The organism is Lentzea sp. (assembly GCF_035525475.1).
Lineage (GTDB): Bacteria > Actinomycetota > Actinomycetes > Mycobacteriales > Pseudonocardiaceae > Lentzea.
Window position 1 is genome coordinate 1 of sequence record NZ_DATLEC010000265.1, and the last position, 16,214, is coordinate 16,214.

12 protein-coding genes are annotated in these 16,214 nt (G+C 70.0%); 3 read left to right on the forward strand and 9 right to left on the reverse strand.

The window, feature by feature from the left end; all coding sequences use genetic code 11:
* The 3 genes from VM306_RS40360 to VM306_RS40370 all read right to left on the reverse strand — a co-directional run.
* The coding region (locus tag VM306_RS40360) for an alpha/beta hydrolase family esterase (RefSeq protein ID WP_414672511.1) at positions 1-824 on the reverse strand (824 nt) is incomplete at its 3' end.
* 45 nt (positions 825-869) lie between these two features.
* The gene (locus VM306_RS40365; protein WP_325524858.1) at positions 870-3,704 is read right to left on the reverse strand and encodes a glycosyl hydrolase family 95 catalytic domain-containing protein; all 2,835 of its coding nucleotides are present in this window, start codon (positions 3,702-3,704) and stop codon (positions 870-872) included.
* 22 nt (positions 3,705-3,726) lie between these two features.
* The gene (locus VM306_RS40370) at positions 3,727-5,067 is read right to left on the reverse strand and encodes a PHB depolymerase family esterase (RefSeq protein ID WP_325524860.1); all 1,341 of its coding nucleotides are present in this window, start codon (positions 5,065-5,067) and stop codon (positions 3,727-3,729) included.
* Between the two features lie 97 nt (positions 5,068-5,164).
* Between VM306_RS40370 and VM306_RS40375 the strand changes: the two genes are divergently transcribed.
* Positions 5,165-5,380 carry a hypothetical protein gene (locus VM306_RS40375; protein ID WP_325524862.1) on the forward strand — a complete coding sequence of 72 codons (216 nt, stop codon included), beginning with the start codon at positions 5,165-5,167 and terminating at the stop codon, positions 5,378-5,380.
* 16 nt (positions 5,381-5,396) lie between these two features.
* Here the strand turns inward: VM306_RS40375 and VM306_RS40380 are convergent, their stop codons facing one another.
* Positions 5,397-6,755 (reverse strand): endo-1,4-beta-xylanase, encoded by a 1,359-nt coding sequence (locus VM306_RS40380; RefSeq protein WP_325524865.1) that lies wholly within the window; start codon positions 6,753-6,755, stop codon positions 5,397-5,399.
* A 477-nt stretch (positions 6,756-7,232) separates the two neighbouring features.
* Between VM306_RS40380 and VM306_RS40385 the strand changes: the two genes are divergently transcribed.
* A complete protein-coding gene (locus tag VM306_RS40385) occupies positions 7,233-8,573 on the forward strand; it encodes a glycoside hydrolase family 6 protein (RefSeq protein WP_325524867.1) in 1,341 nt (446 codons plus the stop codon).
* Positions 8,574-8,632: 59 nt separating this feature from the next.
* On the opposite strand, the gene VM306_RS40390 is transcribed toward VM306_RS40385, so the two are convergent.
* The 5 genes from VM306_RS40390 to VM306_RS40410 all read right to left on the reverse strand — a co-directional run bounded on the left by VM306_RS40390 (position 8,633) and on the right by VM306_RS40410 (position 15,234).
* On the reverse strand, positions 8,633-11,008 hold the full coding sequence (locus tag VM306_RS40390) for an RICIN domain-containing protein (protein WP_325524869.1): 2,376 nt from the start codon (positions 11,006-11,008) through the stop codon (positions 8,633-8,635).
* A gap of 85 nt (positions 11,009-11,093) precedes the next feature.
* Positions 11,094-12,287, reverse strand: a complete 1,194-nt coding sequence (locus tag VM306_RS40395) for a mandelate racemase/muconate lactonizing enzyme family protein (RefSeq protein WP_325524872.1) — start codon at positions 12,285-12,287, stop codon at positions 11,094-11,096.
* Positions 12,288-12,292: 5 nt separating this feature from the next.
* Positions 12,293-13,105 carry a carbohydrate ABC transporter permease gene (locus tag VM306_RS40400; protein WP_325524874.1) on the reverse strand — a complete coding sequence of 271 codons (813 nt, stop codon included), beginning with the start codon at positions 13,103-13,105 and terminating at the stop codon, positions 12,293-12,295.
* Positions 13,105-13,965 carry a sugar ABC transporter permease gene (locus VM306_RS40405; protein ID WP_325524877.1) on the reverse strand — a complete coding sequence of 287 codons (861 nt, stop codon included), beginning with the start codon at positions 13,963-13,965 and terminating at the stop codon, positions 13,105-13,107. The genes VM306_RS40400 and VM306_RS40405 overlap by 1 nt, the downstream gene beginning before the upstream one ends.
* Before the next feature lie 6 nt (positions 13,966-13,971).
* Positions 13,972-15,234 (reverse strand): ABC transporter substrate-binding protein, encoded by a 1,263-nt coding sequence (locus VM306_RS40410; protein WP_325524880.1) that lies wholly within the window; start codon positions 15,232-15,234, stop codon positions 13,972-13,974.
* Positions 15,235-15,375: 141 nt separating this feature from the next.
* Here VM306_RS40410 and VM306_RS40415 point away from each other — a divergent pair, with 141 nt between their 5' ends.
* Positions 15,376-16,149, forward strand: a complete 774-nt coding sequence (locus VM306_RS40415) for a FadR/GntR family transcriptional regulator (RefSeq protein ID WP_325524882.1) — start codon at positions 15,376-15,378, stop codon at positions 16,147-16,149.
* Positions 16,150-16,214 lie beyond the last annotated feature (65 nt).

The window sequence follows — 16,214 nt, forward strand, 5'->3', positions numbered from 1 at the left end:
GTGTGCCCGCCGTCGAACGCCGCCCAGACCACGGGGTAGCCCGCGCGGCAGCCGCTGTAGTTCGTGATGATGTGCCTGCGGCTTCCCGCCGCCGGTTCGGGGGCGTTCTGCGCGGTGCAGCCGTTGTTGCGCACGAACGTGTCGCGCAGGCCGCGGCCCAGGCCGATGCCGAGCACGTTGTCGCTGACGCCGTGGATGCCCATGTACCCGATGGGCTGGGTGCCGCCGTCGCAGCCGCTGAGCTGCGCACCGGAGTAGGCGATCACGGCGCGGAAGACGGTGGCACGCGCGCACGCCACGGCGTAGGACATGCCGCCGCCGTAGCTGAAGCCACCGGCGAAGCGCTGGGTGGTGTCGATGCACAGCCCGGAGTCGAGCAGTGCCACCAGGTCGTCGACGAACTTCAGGTCCTGGCCGCCGGGGTTGGCCCAGCCGTTGTTGTTGCCCTGTGGCGCCACGAAGATCGTGCCGTTGTTCGCGGCGTCGGAGAGCTTGCGCAGCCCGTAGTAGGACCAGTTGTAGCCGTCCGACCCGCCGGAGTCGACGTCGTTCGCGGTGCCGTTGAGCCAGTGGAAGCCCACGAACAGCCGGTACTGGCGGTTGCTGTCGTAGTTCGGTGGCAGCCGCAGGATGTAGGAACGGCTCTGACCGCCAGTGGTGATGGTGTGCTGGCCGTTCGTCAGCGTCGGCGCCTTGCCGCAGCCCGCCGTCGCCGCCGCCGTACCGACCTCGCCCGCCGGACCGCCGAGGGCGATGCCCGCCGCTCCCAGGAACACCATGGCGCTCGTGGCGGCTGCCACGATCACGAACCTATGCCGGGACATGGCTCGTCCCCCTGTGCTGGTGGAACATCGGCGTCCCTTCGGTCGTCACACTGGCTGGAGTTGGAACCGCTGGTTGTCGGCGCCCGTCACGGTCCACTGCGACAGCCGGGCGCCGTCGGCGGTCGAGGCCTCCCAGACGTCCGCCGCGAAGCCGCTCTGGCGGTTGACCAGGCTGATGAGCCCGCCGCCGTGGTCGGTCACGCGCCACTGCTGGGCGGTGGAGCCGGTGTCGGTCTGCTGGGTGATGGCGGCGCCGCTGGACGAGCTCGCGACCTGCAGCACGAGGCCGCTGTGCCGCGCGCGGACGCGGTAGTGGCCGCCGCCGGAGTCGAGGAAGTCGAACTGCTGGTTGGGCCCGTTCGTCTGCGACCACTGGTGCAGCACCGCACCTGGTGCGGTGGACGCACCGCTGACGTCCAGGCACTTCCCGCTGTGCCGGGCCACCAGCCGGTACTGGACCCCCGGCTGCACCGGCGCGCCCGACGCCTGCCCGGTGGCGCGGTAGGTGTGTCCACCCTGGACGGAGAAGGAGACCACGTCGGATTCGGGTTTGGAGGGCTGGACGGTGGAACCGGTCGTCGTGTCCGTCAGCTCGAACGTGCCCGTGAAGACCCGGTTGCGGATCCGGACGGTGCCGTCCCGGTCCGCCGTCACGGTCAGGCTGACGGAGCCGTCGGCGGCCCAGGACGCGCCGACCGCGTACCCGCCACGTCCGCGCAAACCCGTGACGCTGCCCGCCGGCCAGGCCGGTGGCAGGGCGGGCAGCACGTGCAGCTCGCCGTTGTGGCTGTGCAGCAACATCTCCGCGATGCCGGACGTCGCGCCGAAGTTGCCGTCGATCTGGAACGGCGGGTGCAGGTCGAACATGTTGGGCGCCAGCCTGTCCGTGGTGACCAGCGACCGGAGCAGGTCGTGCGCCCGCGCGCCCTCCTCCAGGCGCGCCCAGAAATTGATCTTCCACGCGAGCGACCACCCGGTGCCCGCGTCGCCGCGCAGCTCGAGGGTGCGGCGGGCCGCGGTGTGCAGCTGGGGAGTGCCCCGCCGGGTGATCTGGTTGCTCGGGTGCAGGCCGTAGAGGTGCGACACGTGCCGGTGGTTCGGCTCGGTCTCGGTCCAGTCGTACAGCCACTCCATCACGTTGCCGCGCGAGCCGACCCTCGTCGGGGCCAGCCGCTGCCGGGCCGTCCGCACCTGCGTGCGGAAGTCGGCGTCGACGCCCAGCACCTCGGACGCGCTCGCGCACCCGTCGAACAGGTCGCGCAGGATCTGCATGTCCATCGTCGGCCCGGCGCACACGCTCGCGTTCGCGTGGTGGTTGAGCTCCGGTGAGTTGGACGGGTTCGTGACGAGGTGGCCCAGTGCCGGTTCCTCGACGAGCGTGTCGAGGAAGAACTGCGCGCAGCCCTTGAGCGCCGGGTAGTACGCGCGCAGGAAGCCCACGTCGCCGGTGAACAAATAGTGGTCCCAGATGAGCGTCGACAGCCACGCGCCGCCCGTCTGCCACATGCCCGCCGCGGCGAAGTCGACGACTGACGACCCGCGCCAGGCGTCGGTGTTGTGGTGCGTGACCCAGCCGCGGGCGTTGTACTGCGCCCTGGCAGTGCGGGCACCGGTGACCGTCAGGTCGTCGATCATGCGGAACACCGGCTGGTAGCACTCGCCGAGGTTGGTGGTGTCCGCCGGCCAGTAGTTCATCGGCAGGTTGGCGTTGACGGTGTACTTCGAGTCCCACGACGGGCTCATCTGGTCGTTCCAGATGCCCTGGAGGTTCGCCGGTTGCGTGCCGGGCCGTGACGACGAGATCAGCAGGTAGCGGCCGTACTGGAAGAGCAGCGCGGCGAACTGCGGGTCGGTCGTGCTCGCGTGCCGGGCGATCCGGACGTCCGTCGGCTGGTCGGCCGCCGCGGTGCGCCCGAGGTCGAGGGACACTCGGCCGAACAACGCCTGGTAGTCCGCGACGTGCCGGGCTCGCAGGGTGTCGTAGCCGTGGGTCTGTGCTGCGGCCAGCCGGTTGCGGGCGGTGCCCTGGTAGTCGCCGTCGACCGTGCGGAAGTCCACGTAGCTGGTGCCGATGGAGATCAGCACGGTCACCGCGTTCGCGCCCGTGACGCGCAACGTCCCGCCGGAGCTGGTGACGCTGCCGCCCTCGGCGACCGCTCTCGCGAGGGCGAGAAAGCGGACCGTGCCGGTGAGGCCGCGGTAGGTGCCGGAGACACCGTCCAGCCCGATCGTCGCGGAGTCCACAGTGGACGCCGTGGTGCGTTGTGGTGAGCTGAACGACGCGGTGAACGAGATCGAGCCGGCCGTCTCCGCCGTCAGGCGCACCGCGATCACCTGGTCCGGCGCGCTGGCGAACACCTCGCGCCGGTAGCGCACGTTGTTCGCCGTGTAGGTGACTGTCGTCGTCGCGGTCGTGAGGTCGAGCCGGCGCTGGTAGCCGGACGTGGTGGCGGAGGGGAACGTCAGGCGCAGGTCGCCGACCGGCTGGTAGGCCATCTGCCCGGCAGGGCTGCCGAGCATGGTCTGGTCGATCAGCGACTGCGCCTGCGTCCACTGCCCGGCGAACACGAGCCGCCGGATCTCGGCGAGCGACCCGGCGCCGCGCGGGTTGCTGTAGTCGTGCGGCCCGCCCGCCCACACGGTGTCCTCGTTGAGCTGGAGTCGTTCGGTGTCGGTGTTGCCGAACACCATCGCGCCGAGCCGGCCGTTGCCGACCGGCAGGGCGCGCAGCCAGTCGGTCCCGGCCGGCCCGCCGTACCAGAGCGACAGGTCGTCAGGGGCGATCGCCTCCGCGGAGGCGGGGTGCGCGGTCCACCCCGCCTGCGTCAGCACGACACCCGCACCGAGCTTCATGAGCTGCCGGCGGTTCAGGTCGGACATGCCCGTCCTCTCCTGTGCGTGGTCAGGCGACGGCGCACTGCACGCCGTTGAGCGTGAACCCGCTGGCGGTTCCGCTGTTGCCCGTGTGCGTGGCCTGGAGACCGATCGACACCTGGGCGGAGGGCTGGATCTGCGCGTTGTAGGAGACGTTCGACGCGGTCACCTGGCCACTGGCGGGGGAGTAGGTCGCACTCCAGCCGCCCGTGATCGTCTGTCCGCCCGGCAGCGCGAACTGCAGGCTCCAGCCGTTCACGGCCGTCGACGACGTGTTGGTGATGGTGATCGTCTCGGTGAGGCCGGTGTTCCAGGCGGTGACCGCCGCCTTGACCGAGCAGCCCTGGGACGGCGGCGGGGTCGTGGTGGTCGTGGTCGTCGTCGTGGTGGTGGTCGTGGTGGTCGGATCGGTGGACGGGCGGTCCAGGCCGAGGAACGTGATGGCGCGGCCCACCATTCCGGCGGTCGGCACGTCGTGGCCGACGCCCTGGGCGCTGATGCCCTCGACGACACCCGTGGCGCCGTAGCGCGTGCGGGTCCAGCCGGACTGGGGCTGGTCGGTGGACGTCGGCGTCCTGCTCACCCCGTGCAGGTTCGTCCACTGGTCGAGCTCTTCAGCGAAGTTCGGGTACGCCAGCGTCGTGTCGTTCGTGCCGTGCCACAGCTGCATCCGCGGGTAGCCGCCGGTGTAGCCGGGGTACATCGCCCTGGCCTGGTCACCCCACTGCTGCGGGGTCTTCTGCAGGTTGCCGCCCGAGCACTGGCTGTTCCACATCGACCCGTCGGTCGTCGCGAAGCAGCCGGCGGGGACACCGGCGAAGGCCGAGGCCGCGCTGAACACGTCCGGGTACTCGGCGGCCAGCACGTTGGTCATCATCGCGCCGGACGAGATGCCGGAGACGACGATGCGCGACGGGTCGACGTTGTAGCGCTGACGCGCGTACGACACCATCGACATGATGCCGGTGGAGTCGCTGCCGCCGTTGCGGCGCAGGGCGTTCTGGGTGGAGACGTCGAAGCAGTGGCCCTCCCTGGTCGCCTCCGGGTAGACGATCACGTACCCGTAGCGGTCCGCGGCGCTGACGTAGTCGCGCCCGCCGCCGTTGTGCACCGCGCTCGCCGATCCGGTGCAGTAGTGCACCATCACGAGCAGCGCGGGGCGGGCCGCGAGCCGGTCCGGTGCGTAGACGTACATGTTCAGGCCGGTCGGGTTGGTGCCGAAGTTCGTCACCCTGGTCAGGGACGCGGCGAGTGCCTGCTGCGGTACGAAGGAGAAGCCGACGGCGGCGATCAGGGACAGCGCTGCTGCGACGACGGCGATGAGGCGGTACCTGGTCACGTTCTGCCGGGTGGGGTTGGAGATGGTCACGACGACCTCGTTCTCTTGCGGGAAAGGGGAGTTCGGGGGATCAGGCGCTGAACTGCCACCGGTTCACGTCGAGCAGGTAGCTGCTGCTGAACCTCAGGTGGAGGTCGCGGGTGCCGGTCAGTCCGGCTACCGGGCAGGAGGTGGTGGTCCAGGTCTGGCGGCCGCGATCGGGTTGTCCGCCCGCGCGGGGGCACTCACCACGAACACGATGCTCACGAGCGCGCAGAGTCTCCGGGGCAAGGCCATCATCGCCTCCAGGGGCAGGCAAGCGCCCGCGGAGGACGTCACGTCCGTTCCGCGGGAGCTCGCCTGAGGTGTGGTGCGGGATGTCAGCGCGCCGCGCAGGTCGGGTTCAGACCCGATCCGCTGCCACTGCCCTGGAAACCGAACTCGGTGGACCCGCCCGCGGGCACGGAGGCGTTGTAGTCCACGTTGGTCCAGTTGACGGTTCCGCTGTTGCCGCTGCGGTTCGCGCTCCACGAACCGGTGACCGTGGCGCTCGACAACGTGGTCGTGACGGTCCAGCCGCTCAGCGCGCTGGAGCCCGCGGTGACCTTGATGGTGGCCACGAACCCCTCGTTCCACTGGTTCAGCGACACCGTGGCGGTGCAGCCTCCCGTGCCGGGGTCGTTGCTCGTCGTCGTGGTCGTTGTCGTCGTCGTGGTGGTCGTCGTCGTACCGGGATCAGCCGAGTTGAGCGCGGCCAGCACGGAGTTGTACGCGGCCTTCTTCGCACCGGAGTTCGTGAACAGCAACGGGTTCTCACCGGTGCGCCACGAGTCGTTGTCGCGGATGCCCCACACCGTGATGCCGGTGCAGCGGGTCACGGCCAGACAGGCCCTGGTGACGTCGGCGTAGGCGTTGGCCTGGTTGGAACCGGCGATGTCGAGCTCGGTGATCTGCACGTCGACGCCGAGGTCGGCGAAGCGCTGCAGGTTCTGCCGCATGTCCGAGGGGGCGTTGTTGGTCAGGTGGGCCTGGAACCCGACGCAGTCGATCGGCACCCCGCGGGACTTGAAGTCGCGCACCATGTTGTAGACGCCGGTGGACTTCGCGTTGATGCCGTCGGTGTTGTAGTCGTTGTAGCAGAGCTTCGCGGCGGGGTCGGCGGCCCTGGCCGCGCGGAACGCGGCCTCGATCCAGTCGTTGCCGGTGCGCTGGAGGTTGGAGTCGCGCCGGCCGCCGCTGTTGCCGTCGGCGAACGCCTCGTTCACCACGTCCCAGGCGTAGATCTTGCCCTTGTAGTGGGTGGCGACCTGGGTGACGTGGTTCATCATGGCCTGGCGGAGGTCGGAACCCTCCATGCGCTGCGCCCAGCCCGGTTCCTGCTGGTACCACAGCAGCGCGTGCCCGCGCACCCGGCTGCCGTTGCCGACAGCGGTGTTGAGGATGCGGTCACCGTTCGAGTAGTTGAACTGGCCGCGGTTGGGTTCCGTCGCGTCCCACTTCATCTCGTTCTCGGCGGTGACCATGTTGAACTCGGTCCTGAGGATGTTCGAGTAGGTCGAGTCGCCGAGCTTGCTCGCCGCGACGGCCGTGCCGTAGTAACGGCCGGACTGCGCCGCGGCGGCGCCGAGGGTGGACGCCGCGTTCGCGGCGGGAGGCGCGATCAGGGTGGCGCCGATCGCCGCTGTCGCGACCGTGACGATGATCGGGACCAGGGCCACTGACTTCGATGTCAGTTTCATCTTCCACACTTTCCGAGGTCAACCCGAATGCAGGGTGGGGATGGGCAGGACGGATGGCCGGACCCGGTGCGCCATTGCCGGATCTCGGTGGGCGGTGAGAATTGGCGGTGTTGTTCCACCGTCGCCCGCCGTTGCCGTTCCGGAGTGTCTCAGCCGCGCGTCGGCGCTCACAAGAAGTCGTTGTCGAATTCGACGACAGGTTGCCCTGATCGGCGTAGGCCACGTGAGGGAGCGCTCCCAACTACCACGTCACAGCGTTGATCGCATTCTCCGAGAAAAGTTTCGAAACTTTCTCGCCGACTTTGGCGCGCGCCGCTTCCGCCGTTGACGATTCAGTGTTCCGTGGTTACGTTGACCCGAACTCGCATTCGCTTCTCCGACGTTGTGAGAGCGCTCCCGCGTCGCCGATTCTCCTGTCCGGACAGCAACGACGCTGCGAGAACCCGAATCAGAGCAACAGAGCGAAGTGGAGACACGATGACACGGTGGAGGCGGGGCACGGGCGCGTGTCTGCTCGCGGGCGCGGTGGTGACCGGGGTCGCGGCACTGGTGATCAGTGGCGGCACGACCGTCAGCGCCGCCGAGTCGGCGTTCTACGTCGACCCGTCGAGCTCGAGCGCGCGGTGGGTGGCCTCGAACCCCGGCGACTCGCGGGCCGCGGTCATCCGCGACCGCATCGCGTCGGTTCCGCAGGCGCGGTGGTACACCACGACCAACACCTCGACGGTGCGGTCGGAGATCAGCTCCTTCGTGGGGGCGGCGGCCTCGGCGGGGAAGATCCCGATCCTGGTGGTCTACAACATCCCCAACCGCGACTGCGGTGGCGCGAGCGGCGGCGGCGCGCCCTCCCACGAGGCCTACCGGGCCTGGGTCGACGAGGTGGCGGCGGGTCTCGCCGGCCGCCCGGCGACGATCGTGCTCGAACCGGACGTGCTGCCCTTGATGACCACCTGCCAGAGCGCGGACCAGCAGAACCAGACCAAGGCGTCGATCGCCTACGCGGGCAAGAAGCTCAAGTCCGGCTCCAGCCAGGCCAAGGTGTACTTCGACATCGGCCACTCGGCGTGGCTGAGCCCGTCGGAGGCGGCGAACCGGTTGCGCGGCGCGGACATCTCCAACAGCGCCGACGGCATCTCGACCAACGTGTCGAACTACCGCGCCACCTCCGACGAGGTGAACTTCGCCAAGAACGTGCTCAACGCCGTCGGTGACGGCCGCCTCAAGGCCGTGATCGACACCAGCCGCAACGGCAACGGTCCCGCGGGCAGCGAGTGGTGCGACCCCTCCGGCCGCGCGATCGGCACGCCCAGCACGACGAACACGGGTGACTCGAAGATCGACGCGTTCCTGTGGGTCAAGCTGCCGGGCGAGTCGGACGGCTGCATCGGGCCCGCCGGCCAGTTCGTGCCGCAGCGCGCCTACGAGCTCGCGATGGCGGCGGGCCCGATCACGACGACGACCACCACGACCACCACCACCACCACCACGACCACGACGGGCGGCAACCCCGGTGGCGGCTGCACTGCGACCCACCGCGTCACGAGCCAGTGGCAGGGCGGCTACTCCGCGGAGATCGTGATCGTGAACCGCGGCTCGGCGATCAACGGGTGGACGTTCTCGTTCTCCGCTCCGGGAGTCTCGGTGACCCAGGGCTGGAACGGCACGTGGACCGACGCGGGCGACGAGGTCAGGGTGGCGAACGCCGCCTGGAACGCCCCGATCGCCGCCGGTGGCCAGCTGAGCATCGGGTACAACGCGAACTACAACGGCACGCCTCCGTTCTCCTCCGCGGTGCTGAACGGCGTCGCCTGCTCCTGACGCGGCACGACAGCGGAACGGGTCCCCGGCCTCGCACAGGCCGGGGACCCTCTTCGTGGTCAGCTCCTCAGGTTCCACTGCTGGTTCGTCCCGCCGTGGCAGGCCCACAGGTGGACCGGCGTCCCGTTCGCGGTGCCGTTGCCGCTCGCGTCGAGGCACAGCCCGGACTGCGCGCCGGTGATGGTGCCGTCGCCGTTGACGTTCCACTGCTGGTTCACGCCGCCGTGGCAGTCCCAGAGGATCGCCGCCGTGCCGTTCGCGGTGCCCTGGTTCGACGCGTCGAGGCACTTGCCCTGCACCACGAGCTGCCTGCCGGACGTGTGCGTCCAGCGCTGGTTCGCGGAGCCGGTGCAGTCCCACAGCCGCGCCTGGGTGTTGTTGCTCGTGGCCGCGACGTCGAGGCAGCGGCCGGACTGTCCTCCGACGACGGTCACGTTCTCCCGGCCGCCGCTGCTGCCGCCCGGTCCGGCGTTCGCCATCACCGCCTGGGCCCCCGCGGGCCAGTTGCCGTTCGTGACGACGACGTTGTTGTTCACCACGTTGCCGCGGTCGCCGTTCGTGACGTTGGTGCTGTTGTTGGTCGACCAGTTGCCGGTGAGGGTCCAGTTGCCCATGTTCTCGCCACCCCAGTAGTTCGCGGTGGCCCAGGTGCCGGTGGCGGAGAAGACGTTGCCGGTGGCGCGGTAGTACTTGGAGCCCTCGTCGAAGTAGAGGCCGTAGAAACCGTTGGTGCGCAAGCAGTAGTTGCCGCTGATCTCGGCGTTGGGGTTCCACGCCAGCGTGTAGATGCAGCCACCGTCCGTCATCTGCTGCATGACGTCGTGGATGTAGTTGTCGACGAGCCGGTTGTTCGACGCCGTGGTGGGCGTCGAGTAGCGGGGCTGGTAGTCGTACAGGCCGCGGTTGGCGTAGTGCGTGCTGCCGCCCGCGTCGTTGGCTCCCCATCCGTAGCCGAGTGACATGCCGGAGTACGGCAGGTTGTAGACCTCGTTGTGCGCCACGGTCGCGGTGCTGACGTAGGTGTTGAGCACGGAGACGTTGCCCCGGTACTCGATGCCGAGGTCGTGGATGCGGTTGTAGCTGATGGTGATGTCCCGGTTGACCATCCGCTGGTCGCTCGGGTGGTGGGCGTCGGCGCGCACTCCTCCGACGATGATGCCGCCGGCCGAGCCGCGGGCGATCTCCGAACGCGTGACCGTGATGCCGGACGCGCCGAGTCCGACACCGCTGGCGTGCGCGTTGGCGTCGTTGCCGATGCCGATCGCGGTCTGGCCGAGGTTGAGGAACCGCGAGTCGGCGAACGTGATGCGGCTCGCCGCCGAGACCTGCACGGCCGCGGGCATCTGGGACCAGTGCGGGCGCACCGCCTCGAACTGCGCGCAGCCGCTCTTGCAGGTGTTCAGCCTGTCGGAGGGCCAGTTCCAGTTCCCGGCCAGGTAGGCGCCGGTCTGCTGGTCGGCGAAACCCTGGTCGCCGCTGGGGCCGAGCCACGACGTGCCGGTGAAGGTGATGCCGGTGAACGAGATGTCGTGCGCCGGTGCGTCGTAGGTGCCGCCCACTCCCACCAGTGACTGCAGCGCCGGCAGTTCGACGCTGACGTTGCTCATGTTCTGGCCGGAGAGCGGGATGTAGTACAGCGCGCCCGCCGCCGGGTCGAGGTACCACTCGCCGGGACTGTCGAGGAACTCGCGGGCGTTCGCCAGGTAGAGCGGTCCGGCGCGGAACGGGTTGTTGAGCGTGTCGTAGCCGAAGGTGTTGTTGTTCCAGGCGGGTTGTCGCATCGTCAGGAAGTTCCCGCTGATGCTCTGCACCGGCGAGTAGCGGTCGGTGAACGAGTTGACGCTCTCGACCTCGACGCGGTTCTGGTTCGCCAGGGTGTTGAGGTAGCTCAGGGCGCCGTTCGAGAACCGCATGCCCGACTCGGTGAACGTGAAGTCGGAGCGGTTGACCTGAGTGCGCGCACGGGTGGCGATGGCGCCGTCGACGTACAGCTGACGGCTGTCGGCGCCGGCGGTGACGTTGGCCCGCCAGATGTTCCTGCCGGAGTCGGCGACCGACCACCCGGTGACCGGCCTGGCCCCGCTGATGACGGGCCGGGCCGAGGCGGCGGCCTGCCACAGCACGCGGTAGCCGTTGGTGCCGGAGTCGGATGCGGTGAACCGCAACGCCTCCGCGAGCCGGTAGGTCCCGTCGGCGAGCTCCACCACGATGTCACCCGACATCGAGGAGGTGCGCGACCGCACCGCGGCCTGCGCCGCGGTCAGCGAGCACGGTGCCGTGGCGGAGCAGGTGGTGCCGGTGCCGGAAGGGGAGGCGTGGAGGGTCGTGGTGGCGGCGGTGGCCGGGGAAGCCGTGGCCACCGCGGCGGCCGTGGTCACCACGACCGCGGCGAGCGCGATCCTTCCGCGTGCCGCGGGGAACGAGGACGTGGACAAGGGACCTCCTGGTGCGATGCGGCCGGACACCCTCCCGTTGCGGCGGACGAGCGGTGTTCCGTCCTTCGTGGGCTCGCGGAGCGGGTCAGGGTGACGGCTGGCGGACGCCGTCGTTTCCGGAGGACGCGGTGGCGTGCGAGGGGGCGAGCAGGCGCCGTCCGGCGCGTTCCGGCCGGATGTGGGGACCGGTGCGCACGGGCGCGGCCGCACGCGAGCGGGTGGCCCCGATCGCGTCCTCGTCGAGCCGGATCCCGAGTCCGGGGGTGTCGCCGAGGACGAAGGCGCCGCCGTTGACGCGCAGGTCGAGGTGAAGGCCCGCCGGGGGATCGAGGTCCTGCAGTTCGCTCACCAGGTGGTTGGGGATCGACGTGGCGGCGTGCAGCAGCCCGACGGGCGTCGCGCCGATGGGGCTGACGGGCAGGTCGTGGGCGTGCGCGAACGCGGAGACCCGCAGGAAGTGCGTGACGCCCCACACCGCGGCGGCCTGGACGACGTCGACCGCGCCCGCCGCGATCAGCGGGCGGTACTGCTCCAGCCCGGTGAGGTTCTCGCCGGTCGCCACCGACGCGCGGATGCCCCTGCCGACCGCGGCGTGCCCCTCGGCGTCCCAGCGCCGGACGGGTTCCTCGACCCACGTGAGGTCGATCGTCCGCTCGATCTCCGCGACGTGGCGGACCGCCTGCTTGCGGGACAGCGCCTCGTTCACGTCCAGCATCAGGCCGGGCCGGCGCCCGGCGCCCGCCTCGGTGAGGACGTCGCGCACCAGGGTCAGGCGGCGCACGTCCCGTTCGACGTCGAGGCCGCCCTTGAGCTTCGCGATCCGCAGGCCGTACCCGGCGTAGCGCTGGTACGCCGCCACGAGCTCGCCGTCGTCCAGGCCGATGTCCAGGCCGGACGCGTAGGCGGGGACCCTGCGGTCGCGCCCGCCGAGCAGCCGCCAGAGCGGTTCGCCCGCGGCTTTCGCCTTGAGGTCCCACAACGCGGTGTCGAACGCGCCGATGGTGCCGAAGACCGCGCCCGCGTGACCCGCCTTGAACGTCTGCCGCAGCATGCGGTCGTACAGCGCCGTGACGGCACGCGGGTCCTCGTCCCTGATCGCCGCGAAGACCGTCTCGGCCTCCACGTGCGGGCCCATGCCGATCCCGGTGAGGCCCGCGTCCGTCTCGACGACGACGAGCGGCACCCGGACGACCCCGTCGGCGAACACGCCGTTGGCGTCACCGACGGGCCTGTGCCAGTCCTGCACGGTCGTGAGGACGCGATAACCGGTGATGCGCATGGGGTTCAGCCCTTCGTGGACCCGGCGGTCACGCCGTCGGCGATCTGGCGCTGGAGGAACAGGTAGACCACCAGCACGGGGACGGCGGCGATCAGGACCCCGGACGCGAACACCGGGATGTCGTCGGAGTACTGGCCCCGCAAGGAGGTCACCCCGACCATGAGCGTCCGGTTGTCCTGGGACGGCATCAGCAGCAACGAGATGAGCACGTCGTTCCAGCAGAACAAGGCGTCGAGCACCCCGACGGAGAGCAGGGCGGGCTTGCCCATCGGCAGCGCGATCCGCCAGTAGACGCCGTAGAGCGAGTTCCCGTCGATCCGCGCCGCGTCCACGATCTCCGCGGGCACCGTCGCGTAGTAGCTCGTCATCAGGAAGACCGTGAACGGCAGGAACTGCGCGACGTAGGCGAGGATCAGTCCGGGGAAGGTGTCGACGAGCCCGGCGTCGGCCATCACCCGCGCCAGCGGCACCATGATCACCTGGAACGGCACGAACAGGGCCGCGAGACACCCCAGGTACAGCACTGTCGAACCGCGGAAGCGCAGCCGCGCCAACGCGAACCCGGCCATCGACCCGAACAGCAGCAGCACCACGACCGCGCCGCCCACCGCCGTGACGGAGTTGACGAAGTACCGCGACACCCCGTCCCACGCGGTGGCCAGGTTGTCGAACCGCGGCGACCCGGCGGGGGAGAAGCGGTCGAGCACGTACTCGCGGCGCGACTTGGCGGCGACGTTCGCGGTGAACAGGAGCGGGTAGAGGGTGGCGACCGCGAGCGCGGCCATCGGGACGGCGGCGACCCACCTGCCGACGCGCATCAGTCCACCCTCCCGGTGCGGCGCAGGATCGCGACCTGGGCGAGTCCCACGACCAGCATCACCAGGAACAGCACGGTCGACGCCGCCGAGGCGAGCGCGGGCCTGCTCATCTGCCCCTGCTGGATCCAGACGTAGTACTCGGGCAGGTAGGTCGACCCCTCCGGACCACCGCTCGTCATCACGTACAGCAGGCCGAACATCGACGTGAGCATGCCGATCATCGTGGTGACGAAGACGAACTGGATGGTGCGGGTCAGGCCGGGCACGATCACGTGCCGGATCGTCTGCGGCAACGACGCCCCGTCCACCTTGGCGGCGTCGAGCAGCGACGCGTCGAGGGTGGCGAACCCGGCGAGGAAGACGACGAGCGCCATGCCGAACGTCGCCCAGATGTGCACTCCCACCACGGAGAAGAACGCCACACCGGGCTCGCCGAGCCAGTCTGTCGTGCCCAGGCCGAGCCCCGACAGCACGGTGTTGACAGGCCCGTCGACCGCGAGCAGCAGGGTGAAGATCGCGCCGACGATGACGGGGGAGAGCACCGCGGGGAAGAAGTACACCCCGCGGTAGACGCGATGTCCCGGCACCCTGAGGTAGATGAACGTCGCCAGCAGTCCGGGAATCGCCACCGCGACCGGGAGCAGCAGCACCAGCAGCCCGACGTTGCGCAGCGCGGTCTGGAACAGCGGGTCGCCCAGCAGCTCCCGGTAGTTGTCGAACCCGACCACGCTGCCGTTGCGGTCGCCGTCACCGGTGAAGGAGAAGTCGACCCCGAGCAGCAACGGCCACACCCGCAGCGCCACGATGACGAGCACCGCGGGCGCCACCAGCACGAACGGCGCCAGACGCTCGGCCCGCACCCCTGCTCAGCCCGTCTTGTCGGACGCGGCGAGCTGCGTCACGACGTCGTCCACAGTGGCCGATCCGCTGAGCAGCTGCTGGGACAGCCGCCCCATCAGGTCGAGGGTCTTCGACGACAGCGCGACGTGCAGCGCCGGTGCGCCGTCGGAGATCTTCGAGACGATCGCGCTCGCCGCAGGTCCCGCCTCGGAGACGTCGACCGCGGGATCGGAGGCGATCGCGCCGGCGCCCTGGTAGAACGCCTTCAGCGCGTCCGCGGACGTCAGCGACCGCACCAGGTCCGCGGCGATCTTCGGGTCACGGGTCCACTTCGCGACCGCGTACCCGATGCCTCCGTCGTACGGGAGGCTCGGCCGCGCCGCGGAGTTCACCGCCGGCGCGTCCATCACCCCCAGGGAGTCCTGGCCGACGAACTCGCCGAGGTCCTTCCAGTGCCCCACGTCGGACATCAGCCCGATGACGTGCGCGGCCTTGCCGGACTGGAAGACCGCGAACCCGTCGTTGAACATCGCGGTGGAGTTGACGCCGTCGTTGTTCAGGCCGTCGGTCCCGGTCTGGCGCCAGAGCTCGAAGACGCGCTTCACATCCGGCGAGGCCCAGTTCCGCTTCCCCGCGACCCAGTCGTCGTACTCCTGGGGCGTCAGGACCGCCGATCCCATGGCGGACAGGAAGAACTGGATGCCGATGCCCTCCTTGTTGCCCACGGCGAAGCACTTCGCGCCGGTCTTGGCGGTGATCGTCGCGCAGTTCGCGACGAACTCCTGCCACGTCTTCGCGGGCGCGCTCAGGCCGGCCTTCTGGTAGAGCGCCTTGTTGTAGTAGATCGGGTGGCCCTGCAGGGTGACGGGCGCGGCGTAGACCTTGCCGTCCTTGCCGAAGGCGTCCCACCCGGCGAGCCGCTCCCGGTCCTGCGCGACGAGGTCGTCGAGGGGGAGCAGCGCGTCGGCGCGGTCGCGGATCTGCCCGCCGCCGTTGAACAGGACGACGTCCGGGCCCTTGCCGGCCTGGATCGCCGCGCCGAGAAGTGTGTAGTACTGGTCGAACGGCTGCGCCACGAACTCGACGGCGACGCCGGGGTGCTTGGTCGCGAAGTCGGCCTTGGCCTTCTCGAAGTAGGCCGCCGTCTTGGCGTCGCCCGACTTCCAGTCCCAGACCACGAGCTTGTCCTTCGCGGTACCGGTGGTGGTCGGCGCGGTGGCGCTGCCGCAGCCGGCGACGAACGCCACGACCGCGAGCAGGACGGCGGACCTGAGTGAACGCTGCCTCATTGCGGCTCACTTCCCAGACGAGGAGGCCTTGCGGCCAGATCAGGGACGCGGCGAACGTAACTCGTATGACGTATGACGTCAATGGTGTTACGTATACTCGCCGGAGCCCCTCTGCGGGGCCGGTGGCGCAACGGAGGCGACATGACGGCGACTACTCCGCAACCCGCGGCAGGCGTTCCCCTGGGCCCGGAGTGGACGCGCAGACCGGCCAACCTGACCGCCGCGGTCACCGCCGAGCTCGTGCAGCGGATCGTCCGGCAGGTCTATCCCTCCGGCACCGCGCTGCCGCCGGAACCGGTGCTGTGCGAGACCTTCTCGGTGAGCAGGACGGTGATCCGCGAGGCGGTGAAGGTCCTGCAGGAGAAGGGACTCGTCCGGGTCCGCCAGGGCGCGGGCACCGCGGTCACCCCGGCCGCGCACTGGAACATGCTCGACGAGCTGGTGCTCGCCGCCACGATCGCCGAGGACGAGAGCCTCGCGATCCTCGACGACCTCGTGGTCACGCGGCGGTTGCTGGAGTCCGACATGGCCCAGGTCGCCGCCCGCACCGCGGACGAGCAGACGCTGGCACGCCTGCGCGAGCTGGTCGACCGGATGGACGAGCTCGTGGACGACCCCGCGACCTACCAGGAACACGACCGCGCGTTCCACGACACGATCATGAGGGCCTCCGGCAACCGCATCGCCCGCGGTGTGGTGCGCTCGCTGGAGAGCCAGGTCATCAACACGGCCAGCTACATGGGCAGGAGCGGCCGAGACATGTGCAAGGCGTCCAACCGGGGCCACCGCCGCATCTGCGAGCGCATCGCCGCGGGGGACGAGACCGGCGCCGCGAAGGCCATGTTCACGCACATCACCGAGGCGTGGCTCGTGCGTCGCGGCGAGGCGGGGGATCCCGGCCGCCTGGAGCGGTAGGACCCCCGGCACCGGACGGCCCCCTCCGCCAGGACCGTCCGGCGACAGCGTGTGACCACGGACGT

What these genes read in the sequence shown, in the direction of transcription:
- VM306_RS40365 (WP_325524858.1), bottom strand. Translation starts at nt 3,704, where the DNA reads ATGTCCGACCTGAACCGCCGGCAGCTCATGAAGCTCGGTGCGGGTGTC.
- VM306_RS40380 (WP_325524865.1), bottom strand. Translation starts at nt 6,755, where the DNA reads ATGAAACTGACATCGAAGTCAGTGGCCCTGGTCCCGATCATCGTCACG.
- VM306_RS40385 (WP_325524867.1), top strand. Translation starts at nt 7,233, where the DNA reads ATGACACGGTGGAGGCGGGGCACGGGCGCGTGTCTGCTCGCGGGCGCG.
- VM306_RS40395 (WP_325524872.1), bottom strand. Translation starts at nt 12,287, where the DNA reads ATGCGCATCACCGGTTATCGCGTCCTCACGACCGTGCAGGACTGGCAC.
- VM306_RS40400 (WP_325524874.1), bottom strand. Translation starts at nt 13,105, where the DNA reads ATGCGCGTCGGCAGGTGGGTCGCCGCCGTCCCGATGGCCGCGCTCGCG.
- VM306_RS40410 (WP_325524880.1), bottom strand. Translation starts at nt 15,234, where the DNA reads ATGAGGCAGCGTTCACTCAGGTCCGCCGTCCTGCTCGCGGTCGTGGCG.
- VM306_RS40415 (WP_325524882.1), top strand. Translation starts at nt 15,376, where the DNA reads ATGACGGCGACTACTCCGCAACCCGCGGCAGGCGTTCCCCTGGGCCCG.